The sequence below is a fragment of the Rothia mucilaginosa genome, assembly GCF_001548235.1.
Taxonomy (GTDB): domain Bacteria; phylum Actinomycetota; class Actinomycetes; order Actinomycetales; family Micrococcaceae; genus Rothia; species Rothia mucilaginosa_B.
Genome location: NZ_AP014938.1, coordinates 1,479,644 through 1,493,960, shown reverse-complemented (window position 1 = coordinate 1,493,960; position 14,317 = coordinate 1,479,644). Strand labels below are relative to the sequence as shown.

Here is a 14,317-nt window from a genome sequence, read left to right as displayed (position 1 = left end):
TTACTTCTTTCCGGTGGTGTTCGGGAAGAGGCCGTCAGGACGGGAAGAACCGTCCCAGCTGAACAAGCTGACCTTGTTGTTAGCCTCGTAGACACCGGTGGACACGGGGGTCGGGCGACCCTCCATGTCGTTGAACGCATCGCCGTACATGCCGGGTCCGCCATCCACGCTCAGGGAGCAACCCATTTCCTCAAGGTTGTGGGCGTCCTCCATGTGAGCCTTCGGAATAACGTAACGCTCGTTGTACTTAGCGATAGCCATCAGGCGGTACATCTCGTACACCTGCTGACCGGTCATACCAACAGCCTGAGCAATCTCTTCGTTGCCTTCGCCACCGAGGTTGATATCACGCATGTACGAACGCATCGCAGCCAGGCGGCGCAGAACGTTAGTAACAACCTCAGTGTCGCCTGCGGTGAACAGCTCAGCCAGGTACTCAACCGGAATACGGAGAGACTCAATAGCACCGAACAGGTTGTTGCTGTTCTCTGCATCGTGGCCCTGCTCCTTGAGCAGATCAACAATCGGAGACAGCGGCGGCACGTACCAAACCATGGGCATGGTGCGGTACTCGGGGTGCAGGGGCAGAGCCACCTTCCACTCCTTCGCCAGCTTGTACACGGGCGACTTCTGAGCTGCAGTAATCCACGCATCGGGGATGTCGTTCTTACGAGCCTGCTCAATCACAGCCGGATCCGAAGGATCAAGCATCAGCGACAGCTGAGCCTCGTAAAGGTCCTTCTCATCCTCAACCGAAGCAGCCTCAGTCACGCGGTCTGCATCGTAGAGGAAGATGCCGATGTAGCGCATACGACCAACACAGGTCTCAGCACACACGGTCGGGATACCAGCCTCAATACGGGGGTAGCAGAAGGTACACTTCTCAGCCTTACCCGTCTTGTGGTTGAAGTACACCTTCTTGTAGGGGCAGCCGGTGATGCACTGACGCCAACCACGGCAACGGTCCTGGTCAACCAGCACGATACCGTCCTCAGCGCGCTTGTAGATAGCGCCGGAGGGGCAGGAAGCCATGCAGGAGGGGTTCAAGCAGTGCTCACAAATACGAGGCAGGTAGAACATGAAGGTCTGCTCGAACTCGAACTTAATCTTGTCCTCAGCCTTCTTGCGAACCTTCTCAACCAGCGGGTCCAGGTGACCGTACTCGGTCGCACCAGCCAGGTTGTCGTCCCAGTTCATACCCCACTCAACCTTGGTGTCCTCACCGGTGATGAGGGAGACCGGCTTAGCAGCCGGGAAGTCATCACCCAGAGGAGCACTGGTCAGGTTCTGGTAATCGTAGGTCCAGGGCTCGTAGTAGTCGTTCAGCTCGGGCTGAATCGGGGAAGCGAAAATCGTGAAGAGCTTCTGGAAGCGGTTACCGCTCTTGAGCTCCAGACGACCGCGCTTGTTCAGCACCCAGCCGCCCTTCCACTTCTCCTGATCCTCGTAACGGCGGGGGTAACCCTGACCGGGACGAGTCTCAACGTTGTTGAACCAGACGTACTCGGTACCGGCTCGGTTCGTCCATGCCTGCTTACAGGTCACGGAGCAGGTGTGGCAGCCGATGCACTTATCGAGCGCCATCACCATAGCAACTTGTGCCATAACGCGCATTAGAAAGTTACCTCCTGGGACTTACGGCGACGGATGTACGAGACGATGTCGCGCTGGTTACCGGTCGGTCCAAGATAGTTGAAGGCGAACGCCTGGTGAGCGTAGCCACCAATCATGTGGGTGGGCTTCAGAAGAATACGGGTCACCGAGTTGTGAATACCACCGCGCTTACCGGTGACTTCAGACTTCGGGCTAACCATACGCTCCTGAGCGTGGTAAACGTAGCAGACGCCCTCGGGCATACGGTGCGAAACAACCGCACGGCCCACGAAGACACCGTTGGTGTTCACACACTCAATCCACTCGCCGTCCTTGACGCCAATCTTCTCAGCGTCCTGCGGGCTCATCCACGCAGTCGGACCACCACGGAACATGCTCAGCATGTAGTGGTTGTCGAAGTACTGCGAGTGAATTGCCCACTTGTTGTGCGGGGTCAGGTAGCGAACAGCAACCGAAACACCATCGGTAGTACCGAGCTCAGGCTCGTTGTACAGGCCGGTCATATCCAGCGGCGGACGGTAAATCGGCAGAGCCTCGCCCATTTCGTGCATCCAGTCGTGGTCGAGGAAGAAGTGCATACGGCCGGTCAGAGTGTGGAACGGCTTCTTCTTCTCGATGTTGACGGTGAACGGAGCGTAACGGCGACCACCGGTCTCCGAACCGGACCACTCGGGGGAAGTCATCACGGGCTGCGGTGCGGCCTGGGTCATGGGGAAGGTAATACGACGTTCCTCGTTACCTTCTGCCAGGTCCATCAGGTGCAGACCGGTCTGCTTCTCGAGCTCCTTGAAGCCCTTAACAGCAACCTCACCGTTAGCGGTACCGGAAATCATGAGGATTGCTTCAGACATCTTCACGTCGGTATCCAGTGCCGGACGGCCTGCGCCCTTACCGGAGTCCATCACACCGAATTCCTTAGCCATCTTCGCGACTTCGTCCTTCAGATCGTAAGTGATGAACTTGGTGGTGGCACCGAGCTTGTCGAACAGCGGGCCAACGGTGGTGTACATGTCGTACAGTGCGCCGTAGTCACGCTCGACAGTGACGAAGTTCGGCATGTTCTTGCCGGGCACGCCCACCATACCGGGGGTGTTCTTCCAGTCGGGTGCGTGACCGCCGGGCTGAGCAATCTGGCCGGGGGTGTCGTGCAGCAGCGGGACCGAAACGATATCCTTACGGACGCCGAGGTGCTTCTTAGCCAGGCGAGTGAACTCGTATGCCAGAGCCTTGAAGGTCTCGTGGTCGGTCTTTGCCTCCCACGGCGGGTCAATTGCCGGGGAGAACGCGTGCAGGAACGGGTGCATATCGGTCGAGGAGATATCGTGCTTCTCGTACCAGGTAGCAGTCGGCAGAACGATGTCAGACAGCAGGGTCGTGGAGGTCATACGGAAGTCCGAGGTGACCAGCAAATCCAGCTTGCCCTGAGGTGCGTCGTCGACCCACTTCACTTCGTTCGGGTGCTTCTCCGCGTCGGAGCCCTGGACGTTGTCCATGCTACCGACCAGGTGCTTCAGGAAGTAGCTCTCACCCTTAGCGGAGGAACCGAACAGGTTCGATCGCCACAGGGTCAGGGTACGAGGCCAGTTGACGGGGTTGTCGACGTCCTCAACGGAGAATTCCAGATCACCGGAGTTCAGGCGCTGTGCAATGTAGTCCGCGTTCGAGGAAGCCTCGCCGCGTGCCACTGCCTGCTCTGCCTTATCAGCCAGTTCCATCGGGTTCTCGGGGAACTGCGGGAAGAACGGCATCCAGCCCATGCGCACGGAGCGTGCCACAACGTCAGCAGTGTGAACATCGCGCAGCTCACCCTTAGCCAGCGGGGACTGCAGGTAATCGGTGGAGTATGCATCCTGACGGAACTGGTCAGTGTGCATGTACCAGAAGCCGGTACCAATCATGTGACGCGGCGGGCGGCTCCAGTCCAGAGCGTTAGCAATGTTGGTCAGACCGGTCAGCGGACGTGCCTTCTCCTGGCCCACGTAGTGAGCCCAACCGCCACCGTTACGGCCCTGGCAACCGGTCAGGTTCAGCAGGGCGAGGATAGCGCGGTAGGTGGTGTCAGCGTGGTACCACTGGCAGATACCTGCACCGAAGATAATCATGGAGCGGCCGCCGGAATCCAGGGCGCTCTTAGCGAACTCGCGGGCAACGCGAATAACAGCCTCGGCGGGGACAGAAGTAATCTGTTCCTGCCATGCCGGGGTGTTCTGGACGTTCCAGTCCTCGTAGTCCTTAGCCCAGGTACCGGGCAGGCCCTCGCGGCCCACACCGTAGTGTGCCAGCATGATGTCGAAGACAGTGGTGACTTCGTGGCCTTCAACGTAGGCTACGGGCACACCGCGGGTAATGACGTCGCCGTGACCCTTCGGGTTATCGAAGGTCGGCATCTTGATTTCCACGGCTGCGGTCTGGCCCTGGGGCAGGTCGCGAATCGACAGAATCGGCTTACGACCCTGCAGGTCCAGGTTCCACTTGCCCTGGTCTTCCTGAGCGTAACGGTGACCCATGGTGCCGTTGGGCACGAAGACCTCACCGGTCTCGCGGTCCATCAGGACAGGCTTGAAGTCAGCGTTCTGCTGCTCAGCCTCACCAGCAAGCTTTGCAGCGGTCAGGAACTTGGAGGGGACCTTCACGCCGTCTTCGCGGGTTTCCAGGGTGACCAGGAAGGGAAGGTCGGTGTAGGTCAGGGAGAAGTCCTCGAAGAACTCGACACGCTGGTCGACATAGTTCTCCTTGAGGATGACGTGACCCATTGCCATAGCCAGTGCCGCGTCGGTACCTGCCTGTGCGGGCAGCCACTCGTCAGCAAACTTGGTGTTGTCGGCGTAGTCGGGGCTCACGGTGACAACCTTGGTACCGCGGTAGCGGACCTCGGAGACCCAGTGAGCATCCGGGGTACGGGTCAGCGGAACGTTTGCGCCCCACATGATGAGGTATGCAGCGTCCCACCAGTCGCCGGACTCGGGAACGTCGGTCTGGTCGCCGAAGACCTGCGGGGAAGCCACGGGAAGGTCGGCATACCAGTCGTAGAAGCTGGTCATGACACCACCGGTCAGCTGGATGTAGCGAACACCCGCGCTGAAGGAGGTCATGGACATTGCCGGAATCGGGGTGAAGCCGGTGTTACGGTCGGGACCGTAGTACTTGATGGTGTGCACGTGAGCAGCAGCCATCAGCTCAAGAGCCTCAGCCCAGGTCGAGCGCACCAGACCACCCTTACCACGTGCGTTAACGTAGCGTGCACGCTTGGCGGGGTCGGACACGATGGAGTGGAAGGCGTCCACGGGATCGTTGTGGATTGCCTTCGCTTCGCGGTACATCTCCAGCAGGAGACCGCGAACGTAGGGGTACTTAACGCGAGTGGGAGAGTAGGTGTACCACGAGAACGCTGCACCGCGGGGGCAGCCGCGGGGCTCGTACTCGGGGCGGTCGGGACCAACCGTGGGGTAGTCGGTTTCCTGTGCTTCCCAGGTGATAATGCCATCCTTGACATACACCTTCCAGGAGCAGGAGCCGGTGCAGTTCACGCCGTGGGTAGAGCGAACTTCCTTATCGTGGCTCCAACGGTCGCGGTAGAAGGCGTCACCTTCACGGCCGCCTTCACGGAAGACGGCGCGGCCGTCTTCAGTCTCATCCCAGCGGGAGAAGAACTTACCGAACTTAATCAGCTGATCGGTAAGGGGGCCATCCGGGCCCTTAATCTGTGATGCTTGTTCCATACTGCCCAATATATCTGAAATTTGGCATGGAAAATACGAGATAAAAACCTTGCCTAATTCATGCGAAATAAGGGTGTTTTAGACCGTAAGCCAGGCAGAAATTCCGCCCTCCAACATATACACAGAACGCCCTACCAAAGGGGCAATTTCGCGAGCCGCCTCAACCGTTCTAGCGTATCCAGTGCAGTAAATAACGATTTTCTGGGCATTTGCGGGGATTTTACGCTCAATCAAGGCCTTTAAAACACTATTCCGACCGGCCTCCAGCAACTCAGTCAGAGGAAGATTAATAGCGCCATCAATAGCGAAAGCTTCGAATTCCACCTGCTCACGGACGTCCAAAAGGGCAATATTTTCATCCGATGACAGCTTTTTAAGGTCCTGGGCACTTATGGGACGAGGCGTCGAATCAGTAGAAGAGCTAGTAAAATCCTGAGAAATATTACGAATTGTTACATAATTTTTGGGCTTATAGCTCGTTTCTTGAGGCAAAACGACACTTTTCTTAGGTACAGCTTGCACGCTAGCTACGAGAGGTATATATTCCCACCTCCCGCTTAACGCCGAATATAGGCCAACCTCACCCATGAGTGGCTCCCCCACCCCGGTCAACAGCTTCACTGCCTCCATAGCCATAGCAGCACCCACCACACCAGCCATAGCGCCCACCACGCCAGCAGTACTACACGAAGGCACACTACCGGCAGCAGGAGCATGAGGGTACAAATCCTCATACACCGGACCGTGTCCCGCCCAAAACACACTCAACTGCGCATCAAAGCCAAGAATCGCAGCCCACACATGCGCAATCCCAGCACGCGCCGCCGCCGCCGACACCATATAACGCGACTCAAAATTATCGCTACCATCCAGCACCAAATCAGCGCCAGACAGCAAATCATCAACATTCGCCTCCGTTAAACGCTCACGCACCGGCACAACCTCAATAAAAGGATTCAGCGAGCGCAAAGACTCAGCGGCAGAGTCAGCCTTAGAATTACCCACCCTGGCGTGCGTATGAATCACCTGGCGGTGCAGATTCGAAGCATCCACGACGTCATCATCAACCACCACAATCTGACCGACCCCGGCACCCGCCAGGTACAGCAGCGCGGGAGCACCCAAACCGCCAGCGCCAAGCACCACCACTCGCGCACGCTTGAGTGCCAGCTGAGCTTCGTACCCCATTTCGGGCAGAATCAGCTGACGAGAGTAGAACGCACGCTCAGCGGCAGAGAGCTCGCTCGCGCTACGAGAGGTGTGAGAAGACATAGGGGTTCCTCGCATCAAATAGTAGAGATGGTTTGAATTTTAGGGGTCCAAGCTTCAAGGAGAATAAGCCTGCCCGAGAGAAATCCCCCTGACAGGCTTATATTCAGAATATTCAGAAGGCTAGACGGACGAAGTATCCACGCCAACCCACTCGATGCTTCCATCGAGCAGTTCCTGTTCCTTCCAAATCGGCACGCGAGCCTTCACCCGGTCAGCCACCAGCTCGCAGGCATCAAACGCGCGACCACGGTGAGCAGCCGCCGCCATCACGGTCAGAGCCGACTCGCCAATAGCAATCGGACCCACGCGGTGCACAGCCCACAGACGCACGCCATCCAGCTCGGCGGCAACCTCAGCGGCAACCTCGGCAATATACTCACGAGCCTGCGGATGCGCGCTGTAAGACAGCCCGCGCACCGCGCTACCGTGATCATGGTTGCGCACAATGCCGTCAAAAATTACCAGGGCACCCATGGCGTCAGTCATAACCTCAGCCTTAGCCGCTGCGTACAGCGGTTCCAGGGGCGCCTCCGTAATATCGGTGAACACCACGGTCGAGCCGCTCGGCTCAGCACCGTGCGCGCCCGAATGATCCAAGGGTTCTTCCTTCTGCGGCTTAGTGGTCATGGTAGTCCTCCATCTGACGGCAAATGTGCTCAACAAGCGGATCGAGGGTTGCCACGCCGTCCTTCACGCCACCGCGCGAACCGGGCAGAGTCATCACGAAGGTACGGTCAATCACGCCCGCCATGCCGCGTGAAAGCACCGCCGAGGGAACATTCTTCAGACCGTTCATCCAGAAGGCGTGCATGATGCCGGGCACTTCCTTATCCAGGTGGGGACGAACCGCCTCCACGGTCTGGTCGTCAGAGTTTAGGCCGGTGCCGCCGCTGGTCAGGATGAACGTCGGCAGGTTACCGTTCTTCTTGCCCTCGGTGACCAGGGTGTTGAAGTACTCGACAATATCGCGGTCCTCGATGACCACAGCGTCCGGGGTGTCGAAGCCGCGCGAGCGCAACCACTCCACGGCGATGGGACCGGACTTATCCTCGTACACGCCGCGGGCTGCGCGGGTGGAGGCGACAATGACCAGGCCGGTCAGGTTCTCCGGCATAGTGTAGTCTTCGCTACTCATTGGCTTTCCTTTTCTGTATCTATCAGGTGACGGGGGTGTGCCGCCGTAGCTTAGGAGTCCTCGCGGACGGACCAGTCGCCGGACTTGCCGCCGCTCTTCTCCAGGACACGGATATCGGTAATGACGGCGTGCTTATCGACTGCCTTAATCATGTCGAAAACGGTCAGCGCCGCCGAGGAGACGGCGGTGAGAGCCTCCATCTCTACGCCGGTGACGCCGCGGGTCTTCACGGACGCCTCAATACGCACGAAGTCGGTCCCGCGCTCAAAGTCCACCGTGATCTTGCCCAGCGGCAGCGGGTGGCAGAGGGGAATGATTTCCGGGGTGCGCTTAGCGCCCATGATGCCGGCAACACGTGCGACCGGAAGTGCGTCACCCTTGGGCAGGTCAGCGTCAAAAATCATGGCGATAACGTCTTCGCGGGTGCGCACGGTTGCCTCGGCCAGGGCGGTGCGGGTAGTGACCGACTTCTCCGTAACGTCCACCATGTGTGCCGAGCCGTCGGCGCGCACGTGGGTCAGTTCCTGGTTGGGCTGCGAGGTAGAGGTCATCGTTTCTCCTGGCTTCTGCGCGGTATTCTTCTGCCGCGAATCGTTACTAGTGTGAGTCTCAATTATTCCTTGTCGTTCACGCAAGGAACAATGGGGGGACGTTTCGCTTAGTTATCGGTGAGACGAATGCGGTGGTAGGGCACTGCCTCTCCCCCGGTGTAGGTGGTTCCGGGCGCCAGCTCAATGAGCACATCCGCCTGGGCGGCTCGGTGCAGCAGGTGCGAGCCTGAAAGGACGTCCGGGTAGAGCTCCACCCGGTAGGTTCCGGGTTCCACCTCGACCATGGCGAGGGTGCCGCGCAGGAACTGGCGTTTAGTCGCCGGTGCGGTGAGCGGGGTTTCGGTGACGAGCACGCCTCGCGGTGCGTTATTCAAGGTTGCCTGTTCGGAGGCGATCGCGTAGGGCACGCCGTAGGGGCCGCCGGCACGCAGGTAGGGGCGCAGAATCAGTGCGTACGAGATGAGCGTGCTCACCGGGTTTCCGGGGAAGGAAATCATGGGCACGCGGTGGCCCTTGAAGTCGAGCAGGTTCACGCCCTGGGGGCCGCCGGGCTGCTGGCTGACGTGGCCAAACCAGGAGACGGGCACCAGAATATCGGCTTCGTGTGCCTTGGCGATGGCGTTGCGGACCACCTCGTATTTACCGTGGCTAATACCGCCGGAGGTGATGATGATGTCCGGTTTGAAGCTCTCGTACTCTGCTTCGAGGCGGTGCAGTAGCTCGATCGGGTCGTCGCCGATGGCGATGCGGCGCACCTCCGCTCCGTCTTCGCGGAGCATGGCGGTGAGCATGGGGCCGTTGGCGTCAAAAATCTGGCCCTGGGCGAGTTCCTGGGTGGTTGCGCTTCCGTCTTCTTCAACGCCGGAGAGGATCTCGTCGCCGCCGGTGCACACGAGCACGCGGGGACCCGCCGCGACGGTCAGGCGCGCATAGCCCTGGGATGCGAGCGCACCAAGCAGGGCGGGGGTGATGCGTTCGCCGGCGCGTGCGAGGATCTGGCCGGTGACGACGTCTTCGCCGCGGCGGCGCACAAACTGTCCAGGCTTGCCGGGGGCGAGTTTGACCTTTTCGCTGGGGCGGCCGAAGGATTCGGGCAGGTCGGGGTACTCGATGCGTTCGGACTGTTCGACGGGGATGACGGCGTCGTAGCCCTTGGGCATGGGTGCACCGGTCATGATGGGGTAGGTCAGGTCGTTGGAGGAGCGGGAACGCTGAAGGGGGCGTCCGGCGGGGATTTCGCGTCCGACGGTGAAGATGCGGTCGTCGCGTTCTGCAGCTTCGGCGGTGAGGGCATAGCCGTCCATCTGGGAGTTGTCGAAGCTGGGTACGTCCATGCGTGCGGTGACGTCTTGGGCGAGGATGCGCCCTGCCGCATGGTAGAGGGGAACCGTTTCTGCGGTGCCGATGAAGACTTCGCGCAGCAGTAGCGCCAGGTACGCGCGGTATTCCTCGGTGCTGGGGGTTCCGTTGAATTCGGGGGAAATCATGGCGGTTCCAATCGTGCGGCGGCGGTTATGACTAGTGTAGGTGTGTTTTTGTGGGCTGGTAAATGCAGTTTCGCCTAAGGACCGGTATGCTCCCGGTGGTGTGCGGGGCAAGCGACGGGGTGGTTTATCGGGTGCTTTCGCGTAGTTTTTTGAGGGCGCGGATTAGGCCGAGGACCCCGAAGATTCCTAGGTAGAGGCTGATGAGTATCAGGGCGCTTCCGAGGGCGCTGGGGATGTCGCTGCTGTTGATGGCCAGGTCGATGGCGAGGGGTATGGTTTGGGTTTTGCCTTGCACGTTGCCGGCGAAGGTGACGGTTGCGCCGTATTCGCCGAGGGCACGGGCGAAGGAGAGCAGGAAGGCGGTGGCAAGGCCGGGCGCGGCGAGGGGCAGTAGCACTTTGAAGGTGATTTCTGCGGGTTTAGCGCCTTCGACGAGGGCAATTTCTTCGTATTCGCGGGGAATAGCCTGCAGGGTGGTGACCGCAGTGGCAACGAAGAAGGGTAGGGCGACGAATACCTGGGCGATAATCACCGCGTTGGGGGTGAATGGAATAGAGATTCCCGACTGGTAGAGGTAGGTGCCAATCATGCCTTTGCGTCCCCAGAAGAAGAGTAGCCCGAGGCCGGAGACAACCGGAGAGAGAATCACCGGGGTGTAGATGATGGCGTAGAGGACCGACCCGAACCGGTGCAGCCGCGAGCGGTTGAGTACTTTGGAGAGCACGAGCGCCAGGGGCGCACCAAGAAGCCCGCAGATGAGGGTGGAGGCGGCGGCGGTACTGAGGGAGAGGTTCGCCGCCCCGAGCACCTGCGGGGTGAAGATGCTGCCGAGCTGGCTCCAGGGGATGTTGAGGAAGAGCCCGAGGAGCGGTCCGGCAATGAGGAAAATACCCAGCGACGCCGGAACCAGGAAGAGCACGGGCACGGAGGCGAAGAGTCTGCTTCCGGGTGTGCGTGAGGTTCCGGCGTTGCGGCGGGTAGCGGTAGTGTCTGTCATGGGTGGTGAGACGCGGGTTGTTCCCTAGTGTGTTGAATTACTTTGCGGTGCTGAAGCCGTACTCGGTGAGAATCTTCTTCGCCTCGTCGGAGTTCTTCAGCCATTCGTTGAACTTCTTCGCGGTTTCGGAGGAGGAGCCGGTCTTGCTCAGCGCTGCGGGGTATTCGTTGCGTTCCACGTCGGTCAGCTCGACCGAGCCGAGGTTGACGCCCTTCTTCTTGGCTGCGGCGAGGTCGGTGGTGTAGATGAAGCCTGCATCGGCGTTACCGGTGGTGACCTTGGTTGCTACGTCGGTGACCTTGCTTTCGGTGGTTGCGTTCTTGAGGGTGATGTCGTGCTTCTTCAGTTCCTGGTGGGCGATGGTGCCGCAGGGGACGTCTTCTTTGCAGACTGCGACGACGCCGTCGGTGGTCTTGAGGTCGTCGAGGCTGTTGATTTTGCCGGGGTTGCCCTCGGCGGTGACGAGCACGAGCTTATTGGTGACCAGAACGTTGGTTTCGGAGTTGGAGAACTGGTCGAGATTCTTTGCCTTGTCCATGTTCTTGGTGTCTGCGGTGATGAGCAGGTCGGGGGTTGCGCCCTGCTCAATCTGGTTGACGAGCTTTGCGGAGCCTTCGTAGACGAAGGTGACGTCCACGCCGGGGTTGGCGGCTTCGTATGCCTTTTCGAGGTCTGCGCCAGCATTGTTCAGGGAGGCTGCGGCGAAGACTTCGATCTTGCCGGAGGCAGCCTTGCTGGTCGATGCGGATGCAGTGGCAGAAGAGGAGCTCTGCGTTGCGCCACAACCGGTCAGTGCGAGAGTTGCTGCAGCGAGCGCGCTAAGGGCTGCGAGGGGGGTCTTCATGAGGTATTTCCTTGGTTGGTTTCGTACTCTTGCGGTGGTGAGGTGCATCCATGTGTGGGCTTTGTATGACGTTTCGTGTACATCCCTAGCTTGTGCACGCAATATTGCTTTGTCACTGTGGTCTGCGGTGGCGCAGTTGTAACTTACCCTGCACACACTATGTACAGGGCGCCGGAACATGGAATAATCATATTGTCACCTGAAATATGCAAATTTTCCACATAGGTTTTACATGGCGTACACGGCGAATTCGGCCTCTTCTGAGCTCATTGCGGGCCCAATGTTAAGCACCTTATCTTCTGCGGAGGATAACGGGGCTGCTTTTGTGACGCCCCAAAAATCTGAGAGTGGCGTAAAGGCCCAGCGTAAACTCCCGAATATTACGAATAGCGGTCCGCTCTTGGACCGTTGGGGTCGCGTGGCAACGGACCTGCGTATCTCTCTGACCGATAAATGTAATCTTCGTTGCATTTATTGCATGCCGGCGGACGGTTTGCAGTGGCTCCCGAAGGAAAATCTGCTCTCCGCCGAGGAGATTGCGCGCCTTGCCGACATTGCGATTACTGAGCTGGGCGTTGAGGAGATCCGCTTTACCGGTGGTGAGCCGCTGGTGCGCGCCGATCTAGTGGACATTATTTCCCGCATCCACCAGGCGCATCCGGATGTTCCGCTTGCTATTACGACGAACGGTATTGGTTTGGAGAAGCGTGCCGCAGCCCTGGCGGAGGCTGGCCTGACCCGCATCAATGTTTCTCTGGATACGATTTGCCGCGAAACCTTTGCCGAACTGACCCGCCGTGACAAGCTCGACGCCGTGCTCAAGGGTATTGACGGTGCCGCGGAGGCTGGCCTGTGGCCCATCAAGATTAATGCTGTGCTGATGCCGGGTCTGAATGATGACCAGGCTCCGGAGCTTCTGCGCTGGGCATTGGCGGGCGGCTATCAGTTGCGTTTCATTGAGCAGATGCCGCTGGATGCCGATAACCGCTGGACCCGCGAGGGCACGATTACTGCCGCTGAGATTCGCGAGAAGCTGTCAGCTGAGTATGTTCTGGGTTCGGTGTCGGAGGCGCGTGGCGACTCCCCCGCCCAGCTGTGGGAGGTGTACCCGCTCGGTACTGCCCTGGATGAGGCTGGCTTCCCGGTTGACGGTACCGAGTCGCTGGGCCGTGTGGGTATTATCGCCTCGGTCACGGAGTCGTTCTGCGGTGCATGCACCCGCACCCGTCTGACCGCGGACGGCAAGATCCGTTCCTGCCTGTTCTCTGACACCGAGACTGATTTGATGCAGCTTCTGCGTTCTGGCGCTGACGATAAGCAGCTGGCTCTGCGTTGGCGTGAGGGCATGTGGTTTAAGCCGCGCGCCCACGGTAAGGAAGACGCTGACTTCGATATTGAGGAGTTCGCCAAGGCGAGCCGCTCGATGAGCGCTATTGGTGGCTAAGGAAGCCGCTGTTCTCAGCCGAAGATGCACGGATAAGGCTTTTTACTGGCTCTTGCGTCCGTGATTTTCGGCTGTCCCCTGACGTAAGGATTGAGGAGTATTATGCAGGTTCATTTTTTCGCTGCCGCGCGTTCTGCGGCGGGTACCGCGCAGCTGTCGGTGCCCCTGGCGCAGCTGTCGTCTGCGACTCTTGGCGCGCTGGTTGAGCATCTGGGTCAGAGCCTGGAGGGTACGACCCCGTCGGGTCTGACTCTCGCGCAGGTCATGGAGCAGTGCTCGTTCCTGGTCAACGGTGCCCGCTCTGATGCGCAGGCGCCCCTGCAGGATACCGACCGTGTGGACATTCTGCCGCCCTTTGCGGGTGGATAATGCGGGCGGATAAGATGCCCGGTTCTGAGCTTGCCGCGGAAGGCTCTGCCGATTTTTCGTGCGCCGCGGTCGTTGTTGCCGGAGGCGCTTCTCGCCGCCTGAACCACGTGCCGAAGGCGTCCCTGTCTGATGGCACGAGTACCCTGCTGGATTGTGCCCTGGAGGCGGTGGCCGCCGCATCCCCGCGTGTGGTGGTGGGTCCTGAAAGCTTGCCGTTGCCTCCTGAGGTGTTGCGTACTCGTGAGAATCCGCCGTTTTCGGGTCCTGCCGCGGCGATTCATGCCGGGCTGGAGTATATTGCGGCGGCTTGCGAGCGCTCGCAGGCTCCCATGCCTGAATGGTGCCTGATTTTGGGTGTGGATACTCCGCGTATTGCCCCGGCGGTTCAGCAGCTGATTGCTGCGGCGCGGGGCGTTGAGCAGACGTGTGCTGAGCATGCGGCGGACTTCTCCCCCACCGATTCTGAAGCGCCCGCCGGTTTTGAAGCATCTGAGGGTTCTGAATCGTCTGCAGGTTTTTGGGGTGTCGCTGAGGGCATCTATCAGCCGCTGGTGGGTATTTACCGTTTTGAGGCGATCCGTTCGGTCTTTTCGACCGGTACCACCGACGCTTCTGTTCGTTCTTTTTTGCGTCGTTTGAACCCCGCAGCGGTTCAGATGTCTGCCGCTGACACCGCCGATGTTGATACCTGGGAGCAGGCGCAGGCGCTCGGCTATACGACTTCGCTCTGGTCGAGTTATTAGCAGCCGAGCTACCGCGGTGTGATATTAGAGCCTGACTACGAGTACCCTAGGTGATAAGTCTTTGCTCTAGATGCCGTGTACATGTGGCGTTTTTATGAGCCCCGCGCGCTGTTGCGCGTCCCGCACACACTTTTACGAGGTA

12 protein-coding genes are annotated in these 14,317 nt (G+C 59.5%); 3 read left to right on the top strand and 9 right to left on the bottom strand.

The features are described from left to right. From narH to modA, 9 genes are all read right to left on the bottom strand, one after another. Positions 1-1,614, bottom strand: coding sequence for a nitrate reductase subunit beta (gene narH / locus RM6536_RS05860; RefSeq protein ID WP_005504921.1), 1,614 nt, complete (start codon positions 1,612-1,614; stop codon positions 1-3). Further along, positions 1,614-5,333: a nitrate reductase subunit alpha gene (locus RM6536_RS05855; protein WP_060824414.1), complete on the bottom strand. Its 3,720-nt coding sequence runs from the start codon at positions 5,331-5,333 to the stop codon at positions 1,614-1,616. The genes narH and RM6536_RS05855 overlap by 1 nt, the downstream gene beginning before the upstream one ends. A 78-nt stretch (positions 5,334-5,411) precedes the next feature. Then, positions 5,412-6,605 (bottom strand): ThiF family adenylyltransferase, encoded by a 1,194-nt coding sequence (locus RM6536_RS05850; RefSeq protein WP_060824413.1) that lies wholly within the window; start codon positions 6,603-6,605, stop codon positions 5,412-5,414. Positions 6,606-6,725: 120 nt separating this feature from the next. Further along, a complete protein-coding gene (locus RM6536_RS05845) occupies positions 6,726-7,232 on the bottom strand; it encodes a molybdenum cofactor biosynthesis protein MoaE (protein ID WP_049331883.1) in 507 nt (168 codons plus the stop codon). Next, the gene (locus RM6536_RS05840; RefSeq protein WP_060824412.1) at positions 7,222-7,740 is read right to left on the bottom strand and encodes a MogA/MoaB family molybdenum cofactor biosynthesis protein; all 519 of its coding nucleotides are present in this window, start codon (positions 7,738-7,740) and stop codon (positions 7,222-7,224) included. The genes RM6536_RS05845 and RM6536_RS05840 overlap by 11 nt, the downstream gene beginning before the upstream one ends. A 50-nt stretch (positions 7,741-7,790) precedes the next feature. Continuing rightward, on the bottom strand, positions 7,791-8,291 hold the full coding sequence (moaC, locus tag RM6536_RS05835; RefSeq protein ID WP_044150196.1) for a cyclic pyranopterin monophosphate synthase MoaC: 501 nt from the start codon (positions 8,289-8,291) through the stop codon (positions 7,791-7,793). Between the two features lie 107 nt (positions 8,292-8,398). Beyond that, a complete protein-coding gene (locus RM6536_RS05830; RefSeq protein WP_060824411.1) occupies positions 8,399-9,778 on the bottom strand; it encodes a molybdopterin molybdotransferase MoeA in 1,380 nt (459 codons plus the stop codon). 124 nt (positions 9,779-9,902) lie between these two features. Further along, a complete protein-coding gene (locus tag RM6536_RS05825) occupies positions 9,903-10,775 on the bottom strand; it encodes an ABC transporter permease (protein ID WP_060824410.1) in 873 nt (290 codons plus the stop codon). 37 nt (positions 10,776-10,812) lie between these two features. Next, positions 10,813-11,619, bottom strand: coding sequence for a molybdate ABC transporter substrate-binding protein (gene modA / locus RM6536_RS05820; protein WP_060824409.1), 807 nt, complete (start codon positions 11,617-11,619; stop codon positions 10,813-10,815). Positions 11,620-11,851: 232 nt separating this feature from the next. Here modA and moaA point away from each other — a divergent pair, with 232 nt between their 5' ends. From moaA to mobA, 3 genes are all read left to right on the top strand, one after another. After that, positions 11,852-13,063 (top strand): GTP 3',8-cyclase MoaA, encoded by a 1,212-nt coding sequence (moaA, locus tag RM6536_RS05815; RefSeq protein WP_060824408.1) that lies wholly within the window; start codon positions 11,852-11,854, stop codon positions 13,061-13,063. 102 nt (positions 13,064-13,165) lie between these two features. After that, a complete protein-coding gene (locus tag RM6536_RS05810) occupies positions 13,166-13,432 on the top strand; it encodes a MoaD/ThiS family protein (RefSeq protein ID WP_060824407.1) in 267 nt (88 codons plus the stop codon). Further along, positions 13,432-14,175, top strand: a complete 744-nt coding sequence (mobA, locus tag RM6536_RS05805) for a molybdenum cofactor guanylyltransferase (protein WP_060824406.1) — start codon at positions 13,432-13,434, stop codon at positions 14,173-14,175. Before RM6536_RS05810 ends, mobA begins: the two co-directional genes overlap by 1 nt. Positions 14,176-14,317: the final 142 nt, after the last annotated feature.